Source organism: Pseudomonas sp. KH_021 (assembly GCF_057838865.1).
Map to the genome: position 1 here is coordinate 5,870,910 of NZ_CM174477.1, position 23,266 is coordinate 5,894,175.

Genomic DNA, 23,266 nt, shown 5'->3' on the forward strand with positions numbered 1-23,266 from the left:
GACAGGGGCGCCAATAACGCTCGGAGTCGAAAAATGCTTATAATGCCCAGCGATTATTCCTTGTCGCCGGCCCTTGCGCTTTAACCCATTCTTTTTTTCTGGAAATCCAAAAGCCTTGATACGCCTGCTGAAGTTTTTCTGGTGGTCTTTCCTCGCCGTTTTCTGCGGGCTGTTGCTCGGTTTGAGTGGCGCTTTTCTCTATCTTAGCCCCGGCTTGCCCTCTGTAGAGTCACTGAAAAGCATTCAGTTGCAGATTCCCCTCCGGGTTTTTAGCAGCGACGGGAAGCTGATCGCAGAATTTGGTGAGATGCGCCGCTCGCCCATTCGCTATGCGGACATTCCACCTCGCTTCATTCAGGCGCTGCTGGCCGCCGAGGATGATAACTTCCTCAACCACTACGGCGTCGACCCCAGCAGCCTCATGCGCGCCGCCACGCAGCTGGTCAAGAGCGGTCATATCCAGACTGGCGGCAGTACGATCACCATGCAGGTGGCGAAAAACTTCTTCCTTTCCAGCGAACGCAGCTTCTCGCGCAAGACCAACGAGATCCTCCTGGCCCTGCAGATCGAACGCGAGCTGACCAAGGACGAGATCCTCGAACTTTATGTAAACAAAATTTACCTTGGCAACCGCGCCTACGGCATCGAGGCCGCGGCACAGGTTTACTATGGCAAATCGATTCGCGATATCAGCCTGGCGCAGATGGCGATGATTGCCGGCCTGCCCAAGGCACCGTCGCGCTTCAATCCGCTGGCCAATCCGGTACGCAGCAAAGAGCGTCGCGACTGGATCCTGGGGCGCATGTTCAAGCTGGGCAAGATCGATGAGGCCAGCTACAAGGAAGCCCTGGCGGAGCCTATCAATGCCAGCTACCACGTGCCTACGCCCGAGCTGAAGGCCCCCTACATTGCCGAGATGGCCCGCGCCGAAATGGTCGGCCGCTATGGCAGCGATGCCTACACCGAAGGTTTCCGGGTCACCACGACGGTGCCGAGCAATCTGCAGGAAATCGCCAATTCGGCCGTATTCGAAGGGCTGCTCAACTACGACCAGCGCCACGGCTATCGCGGTCCCGAATCTCGCCTGCCCGGCAAGACCCGGGATGCCTGGAACCTGGAGTTGTCCAAGCAGCGCCCCTTGGGCGGCATAGATCCGGCTATCGTGTTCCAGGTCGACAAGAGCGGCCTGCGCGTACTGACTCGCAGCGGGGAAGAACACGTTGCGTGGGAAACCATGAAATGGGCACGCCCGTTCCTCAATACCAACAGCCAGGGCCGTGCACCACAGCAACCGTCTGACGTGGCTCAGGTGGGTGATCTGATCCGGGTGCTGCGCCAGGACGATGGCAGCCTGAAGTTCAGCCAAGTCCCGACCGTGCAGGGCGCGCTGGTCTCGCTAGACCCAAGCAGCGGCGCCATTCGTGCCCTGGTCGGTGGTTTTGCCTTTGAGCAGAGCAACTACAATCGAGCCATGCAGGCCAAGCGCCAGCCAGGCTCGAGCTTCAAGCCGTTCATTTACAGCGCGGCACTGGATCATGGCTTTACAGCCTCAAGCCTGGTCAACGACGCCCCTATCGTGTTCGTTGACGAGTACTTGGATAAAGTCTGGCGGCCGAAGAACGATACCAACACTTTCCTCGGCCCGATCCGTCTGCGCGAAGCCTTGTACAAATCCCGCAACCTGGTCTCGATTCGCCTGCTGCAGAGCCTGGGCGTAGACAGCACCATCAACTACATCGCCAAGTTCGGCTTCAACAAGCAGGACCTGCCTCCCAACTTGTCGCTGGCCTTGGGCACCGCCACCCTGACGCCGATGGAAATCGCCACGGGCTGGAGCACCTTTGCCAACGGCGGCTACAAGGTAACGCCGTATCTGATCGACCGCATCGAAAGCCGCAAAGGCGACACGCTGTTTGTCGCCAACCCGGCACGGGTGCCCACCGACGAAGCGAGCGCTGGCATCGCAGCCCCCGTGGACACCGGCATCATCACCGACAACAATCCCGCCGCGAACCCGGCAACCACCCAGGCACCCGCCGTGGCGGAACGCATCATTGACGGTCGCACCACCTACATCCTCAACAGCATGCTGCAGGATGTCATCAAGCGCGGCACCGGACGCCGGGCACTGGCGCTGAACCGGCCAGACATCGCCGGCAAGACCGGTACCACCAACGAATCGAAGGACGCCTGGTTTTCCGGTTACAACGGCGATTACATGACCACGGTCTGGACGGGTTTCGACCAACCGGAAACCCTCGGTCGTCGCGAGTTTGGCGGTACCGTCGCGCTACCGATCTGGATGAGCTACATGGGGGCGGCACTCAAGGACAAGCCGCCGCATACCCAGCTGGAGCCTGAAGGCATGCTGAGCCTGCGTGTAGACCCGATCAGCGGCCGAGCGGCCAGCCCGAGCACGCCCAATGCGTATTTCGAGTTGTTCAAGGCCGAGGATTCGCCACCTTCGGTGAACGAGTTGGGCAACGGCCGTGCGCCGAACAGCCCGTTGCCAGCGGATGAATCAGCGCCGATTGACTTGTTCTGATCCTGTGCAGGAGCCAGCCTTGCCGGAGTGCCGGACCACTGCGATGGGCACACCGGAGACCGCGTCGTCATCATCGCGGGTAAACCCTGCTCCTACACGGGGTGGGCCGCTCCACGGCATCGCGGGCAAAACTCGGCTTTGTAGGAGCCAGGCTTGCCTGCGATGAACATAGGTATCTACACAACTCTGGGGCAGCGCGGCTCTTGTAGCCGCTGCCGAGGTACGAGGCTGCGATCGGCGGCGAAGCCGTCGTAAATTCAGGCCCTTCGGGGTGCCTGATGGATTACGGTCTCAGGTTTACGGCCGCTTCGCTGCCGATCGCAGCCTCGTACCTCGTCAGCGGCTACATTCGTAGCAGTACGGCAAAAGATGTGTAGATACCTATGCTGCGATGAAGGCACCGCAATCCATCAGGCAAACAAAAAGCCCCGGCTTCAGGCCGGGGCTTTTTGTTTTACTAGTACAAAATCAAGCGGCTATCGAAGCCTTGACCTTGTTCATGGCGTTCTTTTCCAACTGGCGGATACGCTCGGCCGATACGTTGTACTTCTCAGCCAGGTCATGCAGCGTGGCTTTCTCTTCAGCCAACCAGCGCTGGTAGAGAATGTCGCGACTACGGTCGTCCAGTACTTCCAGCGCTTCGTGCAGGTTGCTGTTGGAGTTGTCGCTCCAATCGGCTTCCTCCAGCTGGCGCGCCGGGTCGTAACGGTGGTCTTCCAGATAGTTGGCTGGCGACTGGAAGGCGCTGTCGTCGTCGGCTTCGGACGCCGGGTCGAAGGCCATGTCCTGGCCGGTCAGGCGACTTTCCATCTCCCGCACTTCACGAGGCTCCACGCCCAGGCTTTCGGCCACGCGATGGACTTCGTCGTTGTTCAACCAGGCCAGGCGCTTCTTCTGGCTGCGCAGGTTGAAGAACAACTTGCGCTGGGCCTTGGTGGTCGCGACCTTGACGATGCGCCAGTTGCGCAGGATGAACTCGTGGATTTCTGCCTTGATCCAGTGCACGGCAAAGGACACCAGGCGCACACCCATTTCAGGGTTGAAGCGTTTTACCGCTTTCATCAAGCCAACGTTGCCTTCCTGGATCAGGTCGGCCTGGGCCAGACCATAACCGGAATAGCTGCGAGCGATGTGTACGACAAAGCGCAGGTGAGCGAGGACCATCTGCCGAGCAGACTCAAGGTTCTGCTCATAGTAGAGACTCTCGGCCAGTTCACGCTCCTGCTCCGGGGTCAGCAAGGGAATGCTGTTCACGGTGTGCACGTAGGCCTCCAGGTTCGCACCCGGGACCAAGGCATATGCAGGCTGCAACGAAGTGGTCATACGAAAAAACCTCCGACTCACAAGATGTGTGCCTAAAGACACAGCCACATAGACCGGGAACCTAAATAGAAGTTCCTGACACTTCGGTCAATGATGGCAAAAAAACATTATCGCGGTGCCAGCTCGCTTAAATGACGAGCGACCGCAATCCATGCACCGATATACCCTAACAGCACGGCACCAAGCAAGAGTGATAGACCATCGGCTACCGGTACGCCGGCCAACGAGAAATTGCTGCCGTACAGGCCGGCAAGGTCGACAACCGCGTCGTTGAGCCAGTCCAGGCCAAACGCCAGGACACCCCAGGAGAGCACGCCAGCGCCCAGCCCGTACAGCGCGCCCATATACAGGAAGGGCCTGCGCACGTAGCTGTCGGTGCCGCCCACCAACTTGATCACTTCGATCTCGGTACGGCGGTTTTCGATGTGCAGGCGAATTGTGTTACCAATTACGAGCAAGAGCGCCGCCACCAGCAAAACGGTCAGGCCAAACACAAACCGGTCACCCAATTTGAGAATGGCCGCCAAGCGCTCGACCCACACCAAATCCAGTTGTGCCTGCTGCACCTTGGGCAACTCAGACAGATGCTGGCGGAGTGCCTCCAGGGCGGCCTTATCGACCTCCAGGGGCGTTACCACCATCACGTTCGGCAGTGGGTTGTCTGGTAGCTCACGCAGGGCATCGCCCAGGCCAGATTGCTTCTGGAACTCACTCAAAGCCTGATCGCGGCTGATGTATTCCACTTCCGCCACACCGCCCAGGCCCTTGACCTGCGCGCGTAAGGCTTGGCCGTCCTGGTCGCTGGCGTCCATCTGCAGATACAACGAAATCTGTGCCGCACGCTGCCAGGAGCCGCCCAGGCGTTCGACGTTGTTAAGCAGCAGCGACAAGCCCATGGGCAGGCTCAGGGCGATGGCCATCACCAGGCAGGTGAAAAAGCTGCCGATGGGTTGCTTGCCCAGGCGACGAAGGCTGTCGACCAGGCTTGAGCGATGGCTTTCGAGCCAGGCATTGAACAGCGTGCCAAAATCCGGGCCGTCGTCTTCATCACGAGGCTTCTTTTTCGGTGGCAACGGGTCGGCGGCCTTGGGCGCGACTCGCTCCGATACCTTGGGACTACGTGTTGCGCTCATTGACTGGCCTCCCCATCACCGATCAAGCGGCCGCGCTGTAAAGTCAGCATGCGATGGCGCATGCGCGCGATCAGGGCCAGGTCGTGGCTGGCGATCAGCACACTGGTGCCCAGGCGATTGATATCTTCGAATACACCCATGATCTCCGCGGCCAGGCGCGGGTCGAGGTTACCGGTCGGCTCATCCGCCAGCAGCAGGGCCGGGCGGTGCACGATGGCACGGGCAATGCCCACGCGCTGCTGTTGGCCGGTAGAAAGGTCGCCAGGGTAGAGCTCGGCCTTATCGGACAGCGCCACGCGCTCCAAGGCTGAGTCGACGCGCTTGGCGACTTCCAGCTTGGAAAGCCCCAGGATTTGCAAGGGCAGCGCCACGTTGTTGAAGACCGTGCGATCGAACAGCAATTGGTGGTTCTGGAAAACGACGCCGATCTGGCGGCGCAGGAACGGGATCTGCGCCGTACTGATCTGGCCCAGGTCCTGCCCGGCCAGCAGGAGCTTACCGGTCGTCGGTCGCTCCATGGCCAGTAACAGACGCAACAACGTGGATTTACCGGCACCAGAGTGGCCGGTAACGAACAGAAACTCGCCGCGTCGTACTCGAAAGCTCAGTTCATGCAGGCCGACGTGACCGTTCGGATAGCGTTTACCGACCTGTTCGAAACGAATCATGAACGCTCCCGTTCGGCAAACAATGCCTGGACAAAAGACTCTGCTTCAAAATCTCGCAAATCATCGATGCTCTCGCCTACACCAATGTAGCGGATCGGCAGGCCGAATTGCTTGGCCAGCGCAAAAATCACCCCGCCCTTGGCCGTGCCGTCCAGCTTAGTCAAGGCCAGGCCAGTCAAGGAGACGGTCTGGTTGAACTGCTTGCATTGGTTGATGGCGTTCTGGCCTGTGCCAGCGTCGAGCACCAGCAAGACTTCGTGCGGGGCATCGGCGTCGAGCTTGCCGATCACGCGGCGAACTTTTTTCAGTTCTTCCATCAGGTTGTCTTTGGTGTGCAGGCGACCAGCGGTATCGGCGATCAACACATCAATACCGCGCGCCTTGGCCGCTTGCACCGCATCGAAGATGACCGAAGCCGAATCGGCACCCGTGTGCTGGGCGATGACCGGGATCTGGTTGCGTTCGCCCCAGACCTGCAACTGCTCGACCGCCGCCGCGCGGAAGGTGTCGCCAGCGGCCAGCATGACTTTCTTGCCATCAAGCTGCAGCTTTTTCGCCAATTTGCCGATGGTGGTGGTCTTGCCTGCGCCGTTGACGCCAACGACCAGGATCACGAACGGCTTGTTCTCGGACTTGATCTGCAGCGGTTGCTCGACCGGGCGAAGCATGTCGGCCAACTCGCCCTGCAGCGATTTGTACAGGGCATCGGCGTCGGCCAATTGCTTGCGCGCCACTTTCTGAGTGAGGCTCTGGACGATAACCGTCGTGGCTTCCACGCCCACATCGGCGGTCAGCAGGCGAGTTTCGATCTCGTCGAGCAGTTCGTCATCGATGACCTTCTTGCCCAGGAACAGGCTGGCCATACCTTCGCCAATGCTGGCGCTGGTCTTGGACAGCCCTTGCTTGAGGCGGGCAAAGAAGCCGACTTTTGCGGCTTCGCTGGTCGCAGGTGCAGCCGGTTCAGGCTCAGGAGCAGCAGGTGCAGGTGCAGGTGCAGGTGCAGGTGCAGGTGCAGGTGCAGGTGCAGTCGGAGCTTGCGCCTCAATCACTGCAGACGCGACAGCAGCGACGACCGGTGCAGGTGGTGGTGGCGGCGCTACAGGCTCAATGACAACGGCAGGTTGCACGGGAGCTGGCGCTTCAGGAGCGGGTGCCGGGGCTGGCTCAGGCTCAGGCTCAGGCACTATCAGCGCCGGAATGGCCGGCGGCTCGTCAGGCTGTAGCTCTGGCACCAAGGCCACCGGCTCCTCAGGAACCGGCAGCACCAGCCCATGCGCTGGCAAAACCTCTGCCGGCGCGACGGCGACGGGCTCAGGCTCGGCGGGAGCAATGACAGGCGTGACAACCGGGGCCTGGGCTGCCGACGCGTCTACAGGCACCTCTGCAGCGACAGCAGGCGCTTCAGGCTCGGGTGTGGGTGGCTGTTCGGCAACCGGTTGCTGGGGCTTTTTGCGAAACCAGCCGAACAGGCCTTTCTTTTCTTCGGCCGGGGCCGGGGTCTTTTTGTCGTCGTTGGAACCAAACATGGAAGACGGATATCTCAAAGTAGCGACGCGCCAGGCGGCGCGTCGGAAAAAATTCTAATACGCAGGAACAGACTATTTTTAATCCGGCTCGTTCATGCGCAACATTTTGTTGAGAGACCTCAGGGGATCTCTGCATCCAGGCATGGTCGCCAGTTCACCGGACCAGTATCCTAGCACCTCCTCGCCCGCCGACGCTAAGACCACGCGGGCAGTCCTACAGGTTTAAAAACGAATGAATGCTCTAGCCCGCCGCGCTGCTGGCCTGTTGCTCAGCACAATTTGCCTGCCGTTTGCCGCTTTTGCCGCTGATCCACAGCCAACCCATGAATTTATCCTCGATAACGGCCTGAAGGTCGTGGTGCGCGAAGACCATCGAGCCCCGGTGGTCGTCTCCCAGGTCTGGTACAAAGTCGGCTCCAGCTACGAATCACCCGGCCAGACGGGCCTGTCCCATGCCCTGGAACACATGATGTTCAAGGGCAGCGAGAAGATCGGCCCAGGTGAAGCCTCACGCATCCTGCGTGACCTGGGCGCCGAGGAAAACGCCTTCACCAGCGATGACTACACCGCCTACTACCAGGTCCTGGCCCGTGATCGCCTGGGTGTCGCCATGGAGCTCGAAGCCGATCGCATGGCCAGCCTGCGCCTGCCGGCCGACGAGTTCAGCCGGGAAATCGAAGTCATCAAGGAAGAACGCCGCCTGCGTACCGATGACAACCCCAACGCCAAGGCCTTCGAGCTGTTCAAGGCCATGGCCTACCCTGCCAGCGGCTATCACACCCCGACCATCGGCTGGATGGCCGACCTGGACCGCATGCAGGTCGAAGAGCTGCGCCACTGGTACCAGTCCTGGTATGTCCCGAACAATGCCACGCTCGTGGTGGTGGGTGATGTAAAGCCCGATGAAGTGAAGGCCATGGCGCAGCGTTACTTCGGTTCCATCGCCAAGCGCCCGATTCCGCCAACCAAGCTGCCACTGGAGCTGGCCGAGCCAGGCCTGCGCCAGTTGACCCTGCACGTGCGTACCCAATTACCGAGCGTGATATTGGGATTCAACGTGCCAAGCCTTACCACCACCAAGGATCCGCGCACCGTACATGCCCTGCGCCTGATCGCAGCGTTGCTCGACGGTGGCTACAGCGCCCGCATGTCGACCCAACTCGAACGCGGCCAGGAGCTGGTGTCCAGCGCTTCGTCGAGCTACAACCCGTTCACTCGCGGCGACAGCCTGTTCATGTTGTCGGCCACGCCAAACACGCAAAAGAACAAGTCCCTGAAAGATGTCGAGAAAGGTTTCTGGCAGCTACTCGACGAATTGAAGAAAACCCCACCCACCCCCGAAGAACTGGAGCGTGTCCGCGCCCAGGTCATCGCCGGGCTGGTCTACGACCGCGACTCGATCAGCAGCCAAGCCACCACTATCGGCCAGCTGGAGACCGTCGGCCTTTCGTGGAAACTCATCGACAGCGAACTGGATGAACTGAAAAGCGTGACCCCAGCCGACATCCAGACCGCCGCTCGTACCTACTTCAGCCGCGAACGCCTGAGCGTTGCCCACGTTTTACCCGAGGAAGCCGCTCATGAGTAAGCGCACCCTATCCCGCTTCGCCCTGCCAGGCCTCGGGATCGTACTGGCGCTGGTTGTGGCTGGCGTATTCGTCACCCGCGCGGCGCAATCGGACAATGCCACCCAACCGGCCGCCGCTGCGGCAAAACCGGCCAACACCTTGCAGTCGCTGGCTGAACTCGATGGCAAGGCACCTAGCCGCCGTCATCTGAACATCCAGACGTGGAACACCGCCGAAGGCGCAAAAGTACTGTTCGTCGAGGCTCACGAGCTGCCAATGTTCGACCTGCGCCTGACCTTTGCCGCTGGCAGCAGCCAGGACGAGGGCACACCCGGCCTGGCCACCCTGACCAACGCCATGCTCAATGAAGGCGTGGCTGGCAAGGATGTCAGCGCCATCGCCGAAGGCTTCGAAGGCCTGGGTGCCGACTTTGGCAACGGTGCCTACCGTGACATGGCCGTCGCCTCGCTGCGCAGCCTGAGTGCCGTCGACAAGCGCGAACCGGCTTTGAGCCTGTTCGCCGAAGTGGTCGGCAAGCCCACCTTCCCGGCCGATTCGCTGGACCGCATCAAGAACCAGTTGCTGGCAGGCTTTGAGTACCAGAAGCAGAATCCGGGCAAGCAGGCTGGCCTTGAGCTGTTCAAGCGCCTGTACGGTGATCACCCGTATGCTCACTCAAGCGATGGCGATTCCCAATCCATTCCCGGCGTCACCCTGGCTCAGTTGAAGGCGTTCCACCAGCGTGCCTACGCGGCAGGCAATGTCGTCATCGCCATGGTCGGAGACCTGTCCCGCGACGAAGCCCAGGCCATCGCCGCCAAGGTGTCTGCCGCACTGCCCAAGGGCCCTGCGCTGGCCAAGGTCGCCCAACCTGAAGAGCCCAAGCCGGGCCCAAGCCATATCGACTTCCCGTCCAAGCAGACTCACCTGATGCTGGCGCAGCTGGGCATCGACCGCAAAGACCCGGACTACGCGGCGCTGTCGCTGGGCAACCAGATCCTTGGTGGCGGCAGCTTCGGTACCCGCCTGATGAGCGAAGTGCGGGAGAAGCGCGGCCTGACCTATGGCGTTTATTCGGCATTCAGCCCGATGCAGGCCCGTGGCCCCTTCATGATCAACCTGCAAACCCGCGCCGAGCTCAGCGAGGGCACCCTGAATCTGGTTCAGGACCTGCTGCGCGATTACCTGAAAACCGGCCCGACCCAACAGGAGCTGAATGACGCCAAGCGCGAGCTGGCTGGCAGTTTCCCGCTGACCAACGCCAGCAACTCCAGTATTGTTGGCCAATTGGGCGCCATCGGCTTCTATGACCTGCCGCTCACCTACCTGGAAGACTTCATGGAGCAATCCCAGGCGCTGACCGTCGAGCAGGTTCGCACCGCCCTGAACAAACACCTGACCGCCGATAAGATGGTGGTGGTCACGGTTGGCCCGCAAGTGCCGCAAAAGCCCCTGCCGCCACCCACTGAAAAACCCGCCGAGCAGCCGCTCGGTGTACCGGAGCACTAATGCCAAGCCCCTCTGCAAAATCGAACAAGGCCCACGGTGGCCAGGGCCAGTTGCGTATCATCGGCGGCGAATGGCGCAGCCGACGCCTGAGCTTCCCCGACGCCCCTGGCCTGCGCCCAACGCCTGACCGCGTACGCGAAACCCTGTTCAACTGGTTGGCCGCCCACATCGAGGGCGCCAAAGTGCTGGACGCCTTTGCCGGCAGCGGCGCGCTGTACCTGGAGGCCCTGTCTCGCGGGGCCGCTTCGGCGCTGGCGCTGGACAACAACCTGGCCGCCATCAGCAGCCTGCGGCAGAATCTTGAAACCCTGCGCTGCACCAACGGCCAGGTGCAGCAGATCGACGCCTTGCGTTTTCTACAGGCACCGGCAAGCCAAGTCTTTGATGTGGTGTTCCTGGACCCGCCGTTCCATCAGAACCTGCTGACCGACACCTGCACGCTGCTTGAGCAACAGCAGTGGCTGGCCGCCGATGCATGGGTCTACACTGAAAGCGAGACACCGCCCTCGACCCTGCCGATGCCCGCCAACTGGCGCCTGCACCGGGAGAAAAAGGCCGGCCAGGTGTACTACGCGCTATGGAAACGCGGCTGATATCGCGACATTGAATGTGCCGAGCCACAGGGCACATCCGCAGTAGAGGGGCATACACGGATGCAGCCTTGTAGCAACGTATCAACGCTGCCAGAGGATCTGCCGATGCCCCCTTCTTCCCACTCTTTTCGTCCTGCTTTAGGCCTCGCCAACCCTCATCTGCAAACACTGTGGGGCCCGCTCTGGCGCAAGATACCCGTGCTCGATCGCCAGCGTGAACGGCTGTGGCTGGACGATGGCGACTTCCTGGACCTGGACTGGCACGGCCCGCATCTGTTCGACGCCCCGCTGGTGCTGGTGCTGCATGGCTTGACCGGCTCGTCCTCATCGCCGTATGTGCTGGGGCTGCAGCAAGCCCTGGCGCATCGCGGCTGGGCCAGCGCGGCGGTGAACTGGCGCGGCTGCTCGGGCGAGCCCAACCTGCTGCCACGCAGCTACCATTCCGGTGCCAGTGAAGACTTGGCCGCCACCATTTCCCACATACGCGCTCAACGCCCGCAAGCACCGTTGTATGCGGTGGGTTACTCGCTGGGCGGCAATATACTGCTCAAGCATCTGGGTGAAAGCGGCTCGAACAGCATGCTGCAGGGCGCTGTCGCCGTCTCGGTACCCTTTCGGCTGGATCAATGTGCCGACCGCATCGGCATGGGCTTTTCAAAGGTCTATCAAGCGCATTTCATGCGAGCGATGCTGACCTACCTCAAAGATAAACAAAGACGTTTTCAACACGAAGGCCTTCAGGACGGCCTGGACGCCATCGACCGCCTTGGCCCCCTGAACAACCTCAAGACATTCTGGGATTTCGACGGCCGCGTCACCGCGCCACTGAACGGCTTTCGCGATGCCCACGACTACTACAAACGGGCCTCCAGCCGGTATTTTCTAGGCCAGAACAAGACGCCAACCCTGATTATTCACGCCAAGGACGACCCGTTTGTGTTTCCCCATAGCCTGCCCAGCGCCAATGAGCTCACTGCCAGCACAACCCTGGAGGTACACGCACGGGGCGGCCATGTCGGGTTTGTCGACGGCTCGTTGAAAAGTCCAGGCTATTACCTCGAACGCCGTATTCCCCAGTGGCTGCAGGCATTGCAGTGAGGGCGCCGACGCTTAATCGCCTTTCGCAACCCCGCGCGACGCATCGGTAATCCACTCACTCCACGACCCCGCATACAGCGGCGCCAGCGGGTATCCGGCCAGGCACAAGGCGAACAAGTTGTGACAGGCCGTCACGCCAGAGCCGCAATAGGCCACCAGCTTTTCGGCCGGACGATCACCCAGCATCAGGTCAAAACGTTTCTTGAGCTCGCCAGCCGGCAAAAAGTGTCCATCCGCCCCGAGGTTTTCGGTAAACGCCGCGCATTGAGCGCCCGGAATATGCCCGGCCACCGGGTCGATCGGCTCGACGTCCCCACGAAAGCGCGGTTGGGCGCGAGCATCGAGCAGTGTCAGTTCTGGCCGGCCAAGGCGTTTTTGCAGTTGCTCAGCCGTCACAACCAGCGCCGCATCCGGCTGGCCACTGAAGTGCCCGCGGGTGGACGAAGGCGAGTCCAGGCTCAGGGGCAATCCTGCTCCATGCCAAGCCTTGAGGCCGCCATCAAGCAGGTAGACACCCTCGCGCTTGCCCAGCCAGGCCAGCAGCCACCAGGCCCGTGCCGCGAAGGCACCTGGGCCATCGTCATACACCACCACGTCGCTGCTGTTATCGATCCCCCAGGCTTGCAAGCGCTCAATCAACTGCCCCGGTGCCGGCAGCGGATGGCGCCCAGTCACACCCTTGACCACCGGGCCGCTGAGATCACGTTCCAGGTCGGCAAAATGAGCACCGGCGATGTGGCCCTCGGCATAGCTGCGCTGGCCGTAATCAGCATCATCCAGCAAAAAACGACAATCAAGAATTACCAACCCCGGCCGCTCCAGGCGAGCGGCCAGTTGTTGGGGGCTGATCAGTTGCGCAATTGGCATGGCAGGCTCCAGTTCAAGTCACTATCAGAGAACGCTGAATCTTCAGGCCCGGGCTCTATTGCTCCAGCGCCTGGTTCAGGGGTACGCAAAATTCCTCACACAAGGCATTTACTGCGGCCCGGGCCTCAGGTGTAACAAAGCCCAATTCCAGCATCAATACTTGATAGACACCTCGCTTGTAGGCTTCTTCGCTTAAATGCGAAGAATTTTCCCGCGTAGTACACAAAAACCTGACCCATGAAGTGAGGATGATCCAGGCGTTGAGTGTCAGAGACTCGACCTGCGCAGCCTCCATCTTGAGGATGCCAGCCTCGACAAAGCCTCGATAGATAGCCTGGCCTTGAATCAGGCAGCGCTGAGAGAAGTGCCGGTAGCGCTCGGCCAGTTCCGGGTCGCTGTCGAGTAGATGCTCCAGGTCACGATGCAGGAATCGATAACTCCACATCGCCGCCAACAACTCCTTGAGGTAGACACGTTTGTCTTCGACGGTCGCCAGGCGGCCCTGGGGCGGGCGCAGAAAGCTGTCGACCAGAACCTCATACTCGGTGAACAGCACGGAGATGATCGCCTGCTTGTTGGCGAAGTGGTAATAGAGATTACCGGGCGAGATCTCCATATGCGCTGCGATGTGATTGGTACTGACGCTACGCTCGCCCTGCTGGTTAAACAATTCGAGGCTGTGTTGCACGATGCGCTCGCGGGTCTTTATTCGCGGGGCCATGGCTGAGTCCAAAACATGAGCTTGAATGTGTTTCTGCATCTTACGGTTTATCGCCCGGTGGATGTAATCCGCAATTTGCGCAAATTAATGCAGCAAGACGATTTCTAGAGTATAAGCTCTACAAATCCACTCCTGTCGTCATGGAACCTGCCATGTCCGCTGAACCGGCTGTGATGTCATCGCATTTTTCTCCCCAAGCGTTACTGAAGCCATTGTTTACCGCGCAACGCCAGGCTTTTGCGGCCAATCCGATGCCTTGCGCCGCACAGCGCCAGCAATGGCTAAAGGCACTGCAGAGGATGCTGCTGGATGAGCAACCTCGCTTGATCGAGGCCATCCACCAGGACTTCAGCCAACGCAGCGCTGACGAAACACTGCTCGCCGAACTGATGCCCAGCCTGCAAGGCATTCACTACGCCCGCAAACACCTGGCCCGCTGGATGAAGCCTTCCCGGCGCAAGGTGGGGCTGGCGTTTCAGCCGGCATCGGCACAGGTGGTTTACCAGCCGCTGGGGGTCGTCGGCATTATCGTGCCCTGGAACTACCCGCTGTTTCTGGCGATCGGCCCGCTCACCGGGGCGCTGGCAGCGGGCAACCGCGTGATGCTCAAGCTCAGCGAGGCCACCCCTGCCACCGGGCAATTGCTCAAAAACCTGTTTGAACGGCTATTCCCTCAGGACCTGGTCACCGTTGTGCTGGGCGAGGCCGATATCGGCGTGGCCTTCTCGCAACTGCCGTTCGATCATTTGTTGTTCACCGGCGCCACCAGCGTTGGCAAGCAGGTCATGAGCGCCGCCGCGCAAAACCTGACGCCGGTCACACTGGAATTGGGCGGCAAGTCCCCGGCGATTGTCTCGGCAGACGTTTCCCTCAAGGAGGCGGCCGAGCGTATCGCCTTCGGCAAAACCCTAAACGCTGGCCAGACCTGCGTGGCACCTGACTATGTGTTGGTGCCCGAAGACCGGGTCGACGGTTTTGTCGATGCTTACCGCCAGGCCGTGTTGGGTTTTTATCCCACACTTGTGGATAACCCAGACTACACAGCCATCATCAACGCTCGACACCTGGCCCGCCTGGACAGTTATCTGGACGACGCACGCGCCAAGGGCGCCCAGGTGATTTCCCTGTACGACGCCCGGCAGCGACAGGGTCGAAAGATGGAGCCAGCCCTGCTGCTCGGTGTCAGCGACGAAATGCGTATCATGCAGGACGAAATTTTCGGGCCATTGCTGCCCATCGTTCCCTATAAGAGCCTGGATCAGGCCCTGGCCTATATCAACCAGCGGCCACGGCCACTGGCGCTGTATTACTTTGGCCATGACCGTGCCGCCCAGCAAAGGGTGTTGGAGCGCAGCCATTGCGGCGGGGTATGCCTGAACGACACCTTGCTGCATGTGGCCCAGGACGATATGCCGTTTGGTGGCATCGGCCCTTCAGGCATGGGCCATTACCATGGCCATGAAGGCTTCCTGACCTTCAGCAAAGCCAAAGGCGTGCTGCGCAAGGGGCGTTTCAATTCGGCGCGATTCATTTATCCGCCCTACGGCAAGTCGATTCAAAAACTGATCTACAAACTGTTCATACGCTGAGCAAACCTTATGACGCCGACTCTGATGACCAGTCGCCGAAGCGTGCTCAAGTTGGGCCTGTGCGCCAGTGCCTTTTTGGCCACTGCCGGTCTTGGCGCCAGCTTGAGTGGCTGTTCAAGCAACACGGCGGCAAACGGCTTCAAGGTGCTGCGCGAGACTGATTTGCCGCTGCTTGAGGCGTTGATCCCGGTGCTGCTGGCGGGCAGCCTGCCGACCGACCACCTGCAAGACGCCATTGCGGCGACCTTGCAACGGCTCGATAACAGCCTTGATCACCTTTCCCCGTCCATGCTCAAGCTGACCCAGCAGCTATTCGACGTGCTCGCCATGCCCGTTACCCGTGGGCCGCTCACCGGCATCTGGGGACGCTGGGAGACGGCGAGCGCTGCCGATATCGCAACCTTTCTTGAACGCTGGCGAACCAGCTCGCTGAACCTTTTACAAATGGGTCACACCTCATTGCTGCAGTTGATCAGCATGGCCTGGTTCGATGGCCAAGAAGCCTGGGGCCGTTGCGGATACCCAGGGCCGCCGAAGATCTGACCGCCGGACACACAACAACAAGAGCGCAACCATGCCCGTACCCGATCTGTTCCGCGAAGGCCTGAGTCGCGGCTGGAAGACCCATGATGGCTCTCGCCTTGAGCAAGACCTGACCCTTGAAGCGGATGTCGCCATCATCGGCAGCGGTGCCGGTGGCGCCACCAGCGCCGAAATCCTCAGCGCGGCAGGGCTGAAGGTGCTGTTGATTGAAGAAGGCCCGCTCAAGACCAGCACCGACTTCAAGATGCTGGAAGGCCCTGCTTATGCCAGCCTGTACCAGGAAGGCATCGGCCGCATGAGCAAAGATGGCGCCATCACCATCCTGCAGGGCCGTGCGGTAGGTGGCACGACCCTGGTCAATTGGACCTCGAGCTTTCGCACACCCGAGCCAACCCTTACCCATTGGGCCCGCGAACACGGGGTCAGCGGCCATTCGCTAGACGACATGGCGCCGTGGTTCGAGCACATGGAGCAACGCTTGGGCATCGCGCCCTGGCTGATCCCGCCCAATGCCAACAATGAGGTTATCCGCCGCGGTTGCGAGGCTCTGGGCTACAGCTGGAAGGTGATTCCTCGAAATGTACGCGGCTGCTGGAACCTGGGCTACTGCGGCATGGGCTGCCCGGTGAACGCCAAGCAGTCGATGCTGGTGACCACCATCCCCGCCACCCTCGAGCAGGATGGGGAGCTTGTGTATCTGGCCCGCGCCGAGCGTTTCAGTTTCAAGGGCGATCACATTGACAGCCTCCACTGCCAGGCCATGGACAGTCGCTGTGTGGCACCCACTGGCCGCACCATCACTATCAAGGCGCGTCACTATGTACTGGCGGGTGGCGGTATCAACAGTCCAGCGCTGTTACTGCGCTCCGAAGCCCCGGACCCTCATGAGCGACTGGGCAAGCGCACTTTCCTGCATCTGGTGAATTTTTCCTCGGCGCAGTTCGTTGAGACGGTCAACCCGTTCTACGGCGCGCCACAGTCGATCTATTGCGACCATTTCCAGTGGCTGGATGGCGTCAGCGGGCAGATGTCTTACAAATTGGAAGTGCCGCCGCTGCACCCGGCGCTGGCCAGTTCCCTGCTCGGAGGGCATGGCGAAGAGAATGCCCGGCGCATGCGACAACTGCCCAATACCCATGTGATGCTCGCCTTGATGCGGGACGGATTTCATCCGGACAGCCCCGGAGGCTCCGTGCATCTTCGCGGCGACGGCTCTGCGGTGCTTGATTACAGCGTCTCGCCCTACACCTGGGACGGACTGCGCAGGGCTTTTCACAGCATGGCCGAAATACAGTTTGCAGCCGGCGCCAGCCGCGTCATGCCGTTGCACGGCGATGCTCGCGAGGTCAAAACCCTGGCTGAAGCTCGGAAAATGATCGACGAACTGCCCCTTGAACTGCATCGCACGCGCTTGGGGAGCGCCCATGTGATGGGCGGATGCGCCATGGGCGAAGACCCGTCCCGCGCCGTCTGCGACAGCCTGGGACGGCATCACCAGTTGGCCAATCTGTCGATTCACGATGGCTCGCTATTCCCCACCAGCATTGGCGCCAACCCACAATTGTCGGTTTATGCGCTCTGCGCACAGTTGGCCAGCGCCTTGGTCAAAAGGCTTCAGAACACATGACTTGCAGGCCCTTGCCAGGCACCCCGCAGGCTGTCTTTAGAGCCTTGTACCTAGTTTGCCGACTTGGCCGGCCGCCCATGCTGCGATACCATCCGAATCCCCAACGGACTCCCGCCAGGACGACGCGATGAACCGAGTGTTGTACCCAGGTACCTTCGACCCCATTACCAAGGGCCATGGCGATCTGGTCGAGCGCGCCTCGCGGCTGTTCGATCATGTGATCATTGCCGTGGCTGCCAGCCCCAAGAAAAACCCGTTGTTCCCTATGGAACAGCGCGTTGAGCTGGCACGCGAAGTCACCAAGCACCTGCCCAATGTCGAAGTGGTCGGCTTTTCGTCGCTGCTCGTGCATTTCGCCAAAGAACAGAACGCCAATGTGTTTTTGCGTGGCTTGCGGGCCGTTTCTGACTTCGAATACGAATTCCAGCTGGCCAACATGAACCGACAATTGGCGCCCGAAGTCGAAAGCCTGTTCCTGACGCCTTCTGAGCGCTATTCCTTCATTTCCTCGACATTAGTCCGGGAAATCGCTGCGTTAGGCGGGGATATCACCAAATTTGTCCACCCAATCGTCGCCGAAGCGCTGACCGAGCGATTCAAGAAGTGACGAGTTGAAAACCGCGCCCGCGTGCACTGCGGGCGCTAATACGGCACAATTGCGCCTATTGGTTTTCATATGCCGGGGTCGACAGTCCCGGCCGGAGTCCCCATGTCCCTGATCATTACCGACGACTGCATCAATTGCGACGTCTGCGAACCCGAGTGCCCGAACGCCGCTATTTCCCAGGGCGAAGAGATCTACGTGATCGACCCGAACCTGTGTACCCAATGTGTGGGGCACTATGACGAGCCACAGTGCCAGCAGGTTTGCCCGGTCGACTGCATCCCACTGGATGAAGCCCACCCGGAAACCGAAGAACAGCTGATGGAGAAATACCGGAAAATTACCGGTAAAGCCTGACGCCCGTGGCCTGTAGGAGCCGGGTTTACCCGCGATGGCATCACCGCGGTCTACCTCTCGTTGCATCTGCGCGGTCAATTTGGGATACGCGGTGATGCCATCGCGATGGTCCGGCACTCCGGCAAGGTCGGCTCCTACGCAGGGAAGTCCATGCGCCAGATGTCACGTTTTCCCTCGCTGATCCTCGGCAGCCTGTTGCTGCTGGGTGTTGCCTGCGCCCAGGCGCAAACGCCAGGCCAAGCGGCCATCGCCAGCCCGCACCCGCAGGCGACGGCCGCGGGCCGGGTAATCCTCGAGCAAGGCGGCAACGCCTTCGACGCCGCCGTCGCCGTCAGCGCCGCGCTGGCGGTGGTCGAGCCTTATGGCTCAGGCCTGGGCGGTGGCGGGTTCTTCCTGCTGCGCGAACACGGCGAGCCCGCTCGTTATCGCTTTCTTGATGCCCGCGAGCGCGCGCCCTTGGCTGCAAGCAATGGCATGTACCTCAAAGACGGGAAAGTAGTACCTGGGCTCTCCATCAATGGACCACTGGCGGCAGCCATTCCGGGATTGCCCGCGGCCCTTGTCGACCTGGCTGAAGACTTTGGCAATCTGCCGCTGAAAAACTCCCTGGCGCCAGCCATTCGTCTGGCTAACCAAGGTTTTGCCGTGGACCGCGTCTATCGCGACCGAGCGACCCTGCGTTTGGCCGCGTTGCGCGACGACCCCGAAAGCGCCCGGCTGTTCTTGCATCAGGGCGAAGTGCCCGCGCTCAATGCAGTGATCCGCCAACCGGATCTCGCCATTACCCTGCAACGCCTGGCGGATCATGGGTTCAAGGGATTTTATGGCGGTGCCACCGCCCATTCACTGGTCAAGGGCGTGCGTGAAGCGGGTGGCCTTTGGACCCTGGATGACCTGAGCCAGTACCGCGTCGCCAAGCGCGAGCCCTTGCGATACGCCCTGGCCGACCGTCGCGAGCTGATCAGCGCCCCGCCGCCTTCGGCCGGTGGTGTTGCCCTGGCGCAGAGCCTGGCCATGCTGCAGCGCCTGCCCTGGCAGCAGGCCGACAAGGTACAACGCAGCCACTATGTGCTTGAAGTACTGCGCCGGGCTTACCGCGACCGCGGCCTGCTGGGCGATCCCGATCACGTTGATAACCCCGTACCGCAATTGCTCGACCGTCGCTACCTGACCGGCCTGGCCGATGGCATCGATGCCTACGACGCCACGCCCAGCAGCCGACTGCCGCCCGCACCTGCGTGGCGCGAAGGCGATCACACCACCCATTTCGCCATTCTCGATAGCCTCGGTAATGCTGTCGCCGCCACCTTGTCGGTCAACTTGCCGTTTGGCGCGGCCTTCAGCGCGCCGGGCACCGGCGTGGTGCTGAACAATGAAATGGACGACTTTGCCGCCGACCCGACGGGCAGCAACAGTTACGGCCTGGCGGGCAGCCAGGCCAATGTCGTTGCATCGGGTAAGCGACCGCTGTCGAGCATGAGCCCGACCTTTATCGAAAGCCCCAGCCAATTCACCGCCTTCGGGACACCGGGCGGCAGTCGTATTCCGAGCATGGTACTGCTGTCGGTGCTGGAATATCTGGACGGACAACCGGTCAAGACCTGGCCGGCGGTACCCCGCTATCACCACCAATACCTGCCCGACGTGGTCGAGTACGAACCGGGAGCGTTTACCCGTGAACAGCTGGGCGCACTAGAAAATCGTGGCTACAGCCTCAAGCCCACGGGTCGCCAGTACGGTAATCAACAGGTGCTGTTCTGGGACAAGGCCAGCGGCACCGTCGAGGCCGCCAGCGACCCTCGCGGGCTGGGTGTATCAGAGGTTTTTTCGCCCACTCATTGAGAACTCTGCTGGTAGCCGTTCTCCGTGCAGCCCAGACAACGCACGAAGGCTGCCTTGGCCGGGTCCAGCACCAGCGCCTGACCACTGTCGCCGACGTTGCCGCCTGCCGCGGTAAAGGGCAATGCCACCACAAACGCAGCTGTCCCGATCACCGTGGCCGCAATCAACAGCGGCCGCGCGATGATCAGATCGCCGAGCATGGCAAACGCAGGTGGGTTCTGGATTTTGTAGGCGGGGTCGCCACTGTTGGTGTGTTCGGCGACTTCAGCCTGAGCAGGCAAGACCTGGACGGTCAGGCTCAAGGCCAGTGCAAGAGAGAACAGGCGAAGCAGGTTCATGGCATGGTCCTTCTGCTGAACATGCCATGAACTATATCAGCGGCTGTCCGCCTGTCAGGTCAACTATTGACCATCGCCGCCTCAGAATGTGTCTGGTCGCTCAAGATTGGCAGCGAGGGCAGAACACACTGGCCCGCTGGCCTAGCTTGATCTCCCGCAAAAGCGTGCCGCATACCTTGCACGGCTCAGCGCCGCGGCCATAGACAAACAGCTCCTGCTGGAAATAACCCGGCTGCCCGTCACCGCCGACAAAGTCACGCAAGGTGGTCCCCCCGCGCTCGATGGCCATGGCCAAGATACGCTTGATCTCGATGGCCAACTTCACATAGCGAGCGCGAGAAATGCTCCCTGCCTCGCGGCGTGGGTCGATACCCGCCGCAAAAAGGGCTTCGGTTGCGTAGATATTGCCCACCCCGACCACCACCGCGTTGTCCATGATGAACGGCTTGATCGCGATGACCTTACGCCGGGACAACTGGAACAAGCGCTCGCCGTCGAACAAGTCGGTCAAGGGCTCCGGCCCCAGTCGCAGCAAGAGTTCGTGTTCCAGCGGCGCTAGGCTCCAGAGCATCGCCCCGAAGCGGCGCGGGTCGGTGTAGCGCAGCGCAAGGCCTGACTCCAGCTCGATATCCACATGCTCGTGCTTGAGCGGCGCCAGGCCGACCTCTACCAGACGCAGATTGCCCGACATGCCCAGGTGGCTGATCAAGGTGCCCACTTCGGCGTTGATCAGCAGATACTTGGCTCGCCGCTCGACGCTGACAATTTTTTGCCCGGACAGACGCACATCGAGGTCTTCCGGGATCGGCCAGCGCAGGCGTCGCTCGCGCACAATCACACGGCTGACCCGCTGGCCCTCAAGGTAGGGCGCAATGCCCCGGCGGGTGGTTTCGACTTCAGGGAGTTCAGGCATGGTCAGCGGATACCGAGTTCGCGGATGTTGTCTTTGATATTCTGAAAGTCGTACTCCGAGAGCCCGACATAGTCCAGCACCAGATCACTGATACTGTTCCACTCATGGTCCTGATATTGATTGCCGAGCACCCGATAGGCGTAGGCATCTTCGAGCACACTCATGTACTCGGGAAAACGCTTGAGCATCAACGGCACGCCACAATCGTGAAACAGTCCCAGCGCGTAGGCCTCATCAACCGACGGCACGCCCAGGCGCTTGGCCAGGGTCAGGCAGGTAATGGCCACGTCCTGGGCCGTATCCCAAAAACGGTTGAGGGTCACGATGGTCTCGTCGCTCATCTGGCCCTTGATCGACTGGGCGTTGATCAGGTTGATCACCGAGCGACTGCCCAGCAGGTCAACGGCGCGCCGGATCGAGGCTATCTTGTTGTCCAAGCCGTAATGGGGCGAGAGTACTCACTCGCAGCGAAGCGGCGATTCTAACCAAGGCCGGGCGTGCGGAACACCTGAAAGCGTAGGGCCATTTACTGCTATTGGTCGCAGGCCAGGACCGTCGCCATGCCAACAGGCTATACTCCCGCTCTTTTTTCCGGAGCGACGTCATGTCCCTGCCCAGCCTTCGCCTTAAAGCCAATGCCGACCGCCGTTTGCGCGCCGGTCACCTGTGGGTCTACAGCAACGAAATCGACGTAGTCGCCACTCCCCTGCATGGTTTCAAGGCCGGTGATCAGGCCGTGCTCGAAGCCGCTGGCGGCAAGGCCCTGGGCATCGTTGCCATGAGCCCCAACAACCTGATCTGCGCCCGCTTGGTGTCGCGTGATACCAAGCTGTCGCTGGACAAATCGCTGCTGGTACACCGTATCAATGTCGCCCTGTCCCTGCGCGAGCGCCTGTTCGACAAGCCGTTCTATCGCTTGGTCTACGGCGACTCGGACTTGCTGCCGGGTTTGGTGGTGGATCGTTTCGGCGACATCCTGGTCGTGCAACTGGCCTCGGCGACCATGGAGCGTCATCGCGATGACGTGCTGGCGGCGTTGATCCAGGTACTCAAGCCGACGGGTATTCTGTTCAAGAACGACTCGGCCGCTCGCGATGCCGAAGGCCTTGAGCGCTACGTTGAAACCGCCTTCGGCCTGGTGCCGGAGTGGGTGGCGCTGGAAGAGAATGGCGTGAAATTCGAAGCCCCGGTCATGGAAGGCCAGAAAACCGGCTGGTTCTACGACCACCGCATGAACCGCGCCCGCCTGGCCCCCTACGTCAAGGGCAAGCGCGTGCTCGACCTGTTCAGCTACATCGGTGGCTGGGGCGTGCAAGCCGGTGCCTTCGGCGCCAGCGAAGTCTTCTGCGTCGACGCGTCTGGCTTTGCGCTCGATGGCGTAGAGCGCAACGCCGGCCTGAACGGCATTGCCGAGAAAGTCACCTGCGTTGAAGGCGACGTATTCGAAGCCTTGAAAGAGCTGAAAGCCGCCGAAGAGCGTTTCGACGTGATCGTTGCCGATCCTCCTGCCTTCATCAAGCGTAAAAAAGACCTGAAAAACGGCGAAGGCGCCTACCGCCGCCTGAACGAGCAAGCCATGCGCCTGCTGAGCAAAGACGGCATCCTGGTCAGTGCCTCCTGCTCGATGCACCTGCCGGAAGACGACCTGCAAAACATCCTGTTGACCAGCGCCCGTCACCTGGACCGCAACATCCAGCTGCTCGAACGCGGCGGCCAAGGCCCGGACCACCCGGTACACCCGGCAATCCCGGAAACCCGCTACATCAAGAGCATCACCTGCCGGTTGCTGCCTAACAGCTAACCTTGCCCGTAGGAGCCAGGTTTACCGGAATGCCGGACCACTGCGATGGCCGCACCGCGGAGTATCAGGCAGATCGCAGCGCGTTCATCGCGGGCAAGCCT

At 61.0% G+C, this 23,266-nt stretch carries 20 protein-coding genes and 1 pseudogene; 12 read left to right on the forward strand and 9 right to left on the reverse strand.

All coding sequences use genetic code 11. The features are described 5' to 3' along the window. Positions 1-115 precede the first annotated feature (115 nt). Positions 116-2,545: a penicillin-binding protein 1A gene (locus AC3IX4_RS27000; RefSeq protein ID WP_489258352.1), complete on the forward strand. Its 2,430-nt coding sequence runs from the start codon at positions 116-118 to the stop codon at positions 2,543-2,545. 468 nt (positions 2,546-3,013) lie between these two features. On the opposite strand, the gene rpoH is transcribed toward AC3IX4_RS27000, so the two are convergent. The 4 genes from rpoH to ftsY all read right to left on the reverse strand — a co-directional run bounded on the left by rpoH (position 3,014) and on the right by ftsY (position 7,195). After that, positions 3,014-3,868: an RNA polymerase sigma factor RpoH gene (gene rpoH / locus AC3IX4_RS27005; RefSeq protein ID WP_489258353.1), complete on the reverse strand. Its 855-nt coding sequence runs from the start codon at positions 3,866-3,868 to the stop codon at positions 3,014-3,016. Positions 3,869-3,975: 107 nt separating this feature from the next. Beyond that, complete coding sequence (ftsX, locus tag AC3IX4_RS27010) at positions 3,976-5,001, reverse strand: permease-like cell division protein FtsX (RefSeq protein ID WP_489258354.1); 1,026 nt, start codon at positions 4,999-5,001, stop codon at positions 3,976-3,978. Beyond that, positions 4,998-5,669, reverse strand: coding sequence for a cell division ATP-binding protein FtsE (ftsE, locus tag AC3IX4_RS27015; RefSeq protein WP_489258355.1), 672 nt, complete (start codon positions 5,667-5,669; stop codon positions 4,998-5,000). The genes ftsX and ftsE overlap by 4 nt, the downstream gene beginning before the upstream one ends. After that, positions 5,666-7,195, reverse strand: coding sequence for a signal recognition particle-docking protein FtsY (ftsY, locus tag AC3IX4_RS27020; RefSeq protein WP_489258356.1), 1,530 nt, complete (start codon positions 7,193-7,195; stop codon positions 5,666-5,668). Before ftsY ends, ftsE begins: the two co-directional genes overlap by 4 nt. Before the next feature lie 232 nt (positions 7,196-7,427). Between ftsY and AC3IX4_RS27025 the strand changes: the two genes are divergently transcribed. The 4 genes from AC3IX4_RS27025 to AC3IX4_RS27040 all read left to right on the forward strand — a co-directional run bounded on the left by AC3IX4_RS27025 (position 7,428) and on the right by AC3IX4_RS27040 (position 11,963). Further along, complete coding sequence (locus AC3IX4_RS27025) at positions 7,428-8,783, forward strand: M16 family metallopeptidase (RefSeq protein ID WP_489258357.1); 1,356 nt, start codon at positions 7,428-7,430, stop codon at positions 8,781-8,783. Next, on the forward strand, positions 8,776-10,272 hold the full coding sequence (locus AC3IX4_RS27030) for a M16 family metallopeptidase (protein WP_489258358.1): 1,497 nt from the start codon (positions 8,776-8,778) through the stop codon (positions 10,270-10,272). The genes AC3IX4_RS27025 and AC3IX4_RS27030 overlap by 8 nt, the downstream gene beginning before the upstream one ends. Beyond that, positions 10,272-10,865 (forward strand): 16S rRNA (guanine(966)-N(2))-methyltransferase RsmD, encoded by a 594-nt coding sequence (rsmD, locus tag AC3IX4_RS27035; protein WP_489258359.1) that lies wholly within the window; start codon positions 10,272-10,274, stop codon positions 10,863-10,865. The genes AC3IX4_RS27030 and rsmD overlap by 1 nt, the downstream gene beginning before the upstream one ends. Positions 10,866-10,970: 105 nt before the next feature. Then, complete coding sequence (locus AC3IX4_RS27040; protein WP_489258360.1) at positions 10,971-11,963, forward strand: hydrolase; 993 nt, start codon at positions 10,971-10,973, stop codon at positions 11,961-11,963. A 12-nt stretch (positions 11,964-11,975) separates the two neighbouring features. On the opposite strand, the gene AC3IX4_RS27045 is transcribed toward AC3IX4_RS27040, so the two are convergent. Beyond that, positions 11,976-12,830: a sulfurtransferase gene (locus tag AC3IX4_RS27045; protein ID WP_489258361.1), complete on the reverse strand. Its 855-nt coding sequence runs from the start codon at positions 12,828-12,830 to the stop codon at positions 11,976-11,978. Positions 12,831-12,885: 55 nt separating this feature from the next. Next, positions 12,886-13,551 carry a TetR/AcrR family transcriptional regulator gene (locus AC3IX4_RS27050; protein ID WP_489258362.1) on the reverse strand — a complete coding sequence of 222 codons (666 nt, stop codon included), beginning with the start codon at positions 13,549-13,551 and terminating at the stop codon, positions 12,886-12,888. Between the two features lie 152 nt (positions 13,552-13,703). Between AC3IX4_RS27050 and AC3IX4_RS27055 the strand changes: the two genes are divergently transcribed. The 6 genes from AC3IX4_RS27055 to ggt all read left to right on the forward strand — a co-directional run bounded on the left by AC3IX4_RS27055 (position 13,704) and on the right by ggt (position 20,113). Continuing rightward, complete coding sequence (locus AC3IX4_RS27055; protein WP_489258363.1) at positions 13,704-15,140, forward strand: coniferyl aldehyde dehydrogenase; 1,437 nt, start codon at positions 13,704-13,706, stop codon at positions 15,138-15,140. A 9-nt stretch (positions 15,141-15,149) separates the two neighbouring features. Next, positions 15,150-15,683: a twin-arginine translocation pathway signal protein gene (locus AC3IX4_RS27060; protein ID WP_489258364.1), complete on the forward strand. Its 534-nt coding sequence runs from the start codon at positions 15,150-15,152 to the stop codon at positions 15,681-15,683. 31 nt (positions 15,684-15,714) lie between these two features. Then, complete coding sequence (locus AC3IX4_RS27065; protein ID WP_489258365.1) at positions 15,715-17,310, forward strand: GMC family oxidoreductase; 1,596 nt, start codon at positions 15,715-15,717, stop codon at positions 17,308-17,310. A gap of 127 nt (positions 17,311-17,437) precedes the next feature. Beyond that, complete coding sequence (gene coaD / locus AC3IX4_RS27070) at positions 17,438-17,917, forward strand: pantetheine-phosphate adenylyltransferase (RefSeq protein WP_489258366.1); 480 nt, start codon at positions 17,438-17,440, stop codon at positions 17,915-17,917. A 102-nt stretch (positions 17,918-18,019) separates the two neighbouring features. Next, entirely contained in the window at positions 18,020-18,271 is a 252-nt protein-coding gene (locus AC3IX4_RS27075; protein ID WP_003195146.1) for a YfhL family 4Fe-4S dicluster ferredoxin, read from the forward strand. A 150-nt stretch (positions 18,272-18,421) separates the two neighbouring features. After that, positions 18,422-20,113: a gamma-glutamyltransferase gene (gene ggt, locus AC3IX4_RS27080; RefSeq protein ID WP_489258367.1), complete on the forward strand. Its 1,692-nt coding sequence runs from the start codon at positions 18,422-18,424 to the stop codon at positions 20,111-20,113. Here the strand turns inward: ggt and AC3IX4_RS27085 are convergent. The 3 genes and pseudogenes from AC3IX4_RS27085 to AC3IX4_RS27095 all read right to left on the reverse strand — a co-directional run. Beyond that, positions 20,107-20,451 (reverse strand): multidrug transporter, encoded by a 345-nt coding sequence (locus AC3IX4_RS27085; protein ID WP_489258368.1) that lies wholly within the window; start codon positions 20,449-20,451, stop codon positions 20,107-20,109. The genes ggt and AC3IX4_RS27085 overlap by 7 nt on opposite strands. 100 nt (positions 20,452-20,551) lie before the next feature. Further along, a complete protein-coding gene (gene mutM, locus AC3IX4_RS27090) occupies positions 20,552-21,364 on the reverse strand; it encodes a bifunctional DNA-formamidopyrimidine glycosylase/DNA-(apurinic or apyrimidinic site) lyase (protein WP_489258369.1) in 813 nt (270 codons plus the stop codon). A 2-nt stretch (positions 21,365-21,366) separates the two neighbouring features. Then, positions 21,367-21,822, reverse strand: a pseudogene (locus AC3IX4_RS27095) (HDOD domain-containing protein); the annotation flags it as partial. A 146-nt stretch (positions 21,823-21,968) separates the two neighbouring features. Between AC3IX4_RS27095 and AC3IX4_RS27100 the strand changes: the two are divergent. After that, on the forward strand, positions 21,969-23,165 hold the full coding sequence (locus AC3IX4_RS27100; protein ID WP_489258370.1) for a class I SAM-dependent rRNA methyltransferase: 1,197 nt from the start codon (positions 21,969-21,971) through the stop codon (positions 23,163-23,165). Positions 23,166-23,266 lie beyond the last annotated feature (101 nt).